Genomic DNA, 1468 nt, shown 5'->3' with positions numbered 1-1468 from the left:
GAGCGCCAGCATCGCCGCCGTCCATGTCCCGCCCGGCACCGCCTGGGCGCGATAGGCGACCTGTTGGGTTATCGGAAAGCCCGTCCGCCGCGTCTTTTCGGGCGGCACCCGTGCCTCCAGCACTTCCGCGACATAGTCCGGGTCGTGCACCGCCTCCAGCCACGCACGCGGGATCAGCGCCGGTTCGGTCCAGGCTACCGCCTCGCCCTGCGCGCGAAGCAGGTCGCGGATCGCGCCATTCTTGCCCCAGCGATAGGTGGAGCGGGCGGGCGCCTCGGTGACATAGGCGGGGTGATGGACGACATGGATCATCACCCCTAGGTAGGAAGCCATGACCCGCGATAGGAGGGCTCCCGCCCCGCTGCCCGAGCTGCGCGCCGATGTTGCCCGCTTCCTCGGCTATTATAACCGCCTGCCCGGCCCGCCCCAGGAGCAGCGTGGCCCAGAGGCCGCCCGTGAGATGATGCGCGCCGCGCGCGACCTGACCGACCCGCCGATCGGGCTACTGGGCACCGACCACCGCTTCACGATCGACGGACCGGAGGGTCCGATCCCGGCGCGGCGGTTCGATCCCCGCGAGGATCGCGGCGCAGGGCCGGTGGTGCTCTTCTTTCATGGCGGCGGCTTCGTGATCGGCGATATCGACACCCACGCCCCGCTCGCCGCCGAGATGGCGCGGACGCTCGATATGCCGGTGGTCTCCGTCGACTATCGGCTGGCCCCCGAGCATCCCTGGCCCGCCGCGCCGGACGATTGCGAGGCGGCGGCGCGCTGGTTGGCAGACCTGCCGGACACCACCGGCCTGATCGTCGCGGGCGACAGCGCGGGCGGGACGCTGGCCATCGTCACCGCCTTGGCCTTGCGCGACCGGCCCGCCGCCGTGCCGGTCATCGCGCAAGCCCTGCTCTACCCCGCCGCCGACATGGCGCGGGCGCATCCGTCGCTGCGCGATTTCGCCGAGGGGCATTTCCTGACCCGCGCGCTGCTCGACTGGTTCGTCGCCTGCTATGCCGCAGACCTCAGCGACGTCCGCGCCGCGCCGATGCGGGCCGACCTTGGCGGGATGCCGCCCGCCATCGTCATGACCGCCGAGTGCGACCCGATCCGCGACCAGGGTCGCGCCTATGCCGCCGCGCTCGCCCGCGCTGGTGTGGCCGTGACCTTCCGCGAGGTCAAGGGCACGATCCATGGCTTTGCGACGCTGCGCAAGGCGATCCCGTCGGGCGTGGCCGATCTGACCGCATTCCTGCTTGCGTTGAAGGCCATGATCGTCGAGGCGGAGGATATCCGCCGGATGGGACAATGATGATGGCCGACCTTCCCTATCGCCCCTGCGCGGGCGTCATCCTGATGAACCGCGACGGCCGCGTCTTTGTCGGCCAGCGGATCGATTCGACGCTGGAGGCGTGGCAGCTGCCGCAGGGCGGGATCGATCCGGGCGAGGACGCCGACACGGCCGCCTTGCGCG

General features: G+C 71.2%; 2 protein-coding genes and 1 pseudogene. 2 read left to right on the top strand and 1 reads right to left on the bottom strand.

Annotated elements, in window-relative coordinates; translation table 11 throughout:
• Positions 1–312 (bottom strand): annotated as a pseudogene (locus tag SB4_RS18085) (histone deacetylase family protein); the annotation flags it as partial.
• Positions 313–331: 19 nt separating this feature from the next.
• Between SB4_RS18085 and SB4_RS18080 the strand changes: the two are divergent.
• Positions 332–1306 (top strand): alpha/beta hydrolase, encoded by a 975-nt coding sequence (locus SB4_RS18080; RefSeq protein ID WP_058753678.1) that lies wholly within the window; start codon positions 332–334, stop codon positions 1304–1306.
• A 2-nt stretch (positions 1307–1308) separates the two neighbouring features.
• The coding region (locus SB4_RS18075; protein WP_153006331.1) for an NUDIX domain-containing protein at positions 1309–1468 on the top strand (160 nt) is incomplete at its 3' end.

The sequence above is a fragment of the Sphingomonas sanguinis genome (assembly GCF_001476905.1).
Taxonomy (GTDB): Bacteria; Pseudomonadota; Alphaproteobacteria; order Sphingomonadales; family Sphingomonadaceae; genus Sphingomonas; species Sphingomonas sanguinis_B.
Note: the sequence above shows the minus strand (reverse complement) of the source record. Positions and strands in the feature narration are given on the sequence as shown.

Bases quoted from the DNA above. Each gene is read 5' to 3' on its own strand.
- SB4_RS18080 (WP_058753678.1), top strand. From the start codon at position 332: ATGACCCGCGATAGGAGGGCTCCCGCCCCGCTGCCCGAGCTGCGCGCC.